Origin of the sequence: Bacillus sp. SIMBA_031 (assembly GCF_046535225.1) — a bacterium.
GTDB classification, from domain to species: Bacteria; Bacillota; Bacilli; order Bacillales; family Bacillaceae; genus Bacillus; species Bacillus velezensis.
Window position 1 is genome coordinate 1 of record NZ_JAWRXC010000053.1, and the last position, 392, is coordinate 392.

At 55.4% G+C, this 392-nt stretch carries 1 pseudogene; it reads left to right on the forward strand.

The features are described 5' to 3' along the window. A pseudogene (locus tag SB724_RS19475) lies at positions 1–385 on the forward strand (hypothetical protein); the annotation flags it as partial. Positions 386–392 lie beyond the last annotated feature (7 nt).

The following is a 392-nucleotide window of genomic DNA, read 5'->3' on the forward strand; positions in this document are numbered from 1 at the left end:
GGTATCGCTCATGGCCCTCATCGGCCATATCGCTGACCTGCCCGATGTTCGGGCGAGATTCTTCGTAACTGGAGAAGACGCTCTCATCGCACCGGAAAAGGTCGAATCCGTGGCAGTGACGCTGCATGAACTCACCCTCAACGCCCGTCAGCATGGAGCGTTGAGCAATGAATCGGGACAGGTCTTCATAGATCTGACGCGTTTCGGCGAGGAAGGCGAACTGCACCTTTCCTGGAAAGAGGAAGGCGGGCCGATTGTTTCGGAGCCACAGCGCTCGGGGCTTGGGATGCGCATGATAAGGCTGTTTGCTGGAGAATTGCCTTCAAATCTTGACTTCAGGCCGCAGGGATTGTTCTGCATCCTGACGCTGCCAATCAAAGTGTAAAAGCAAG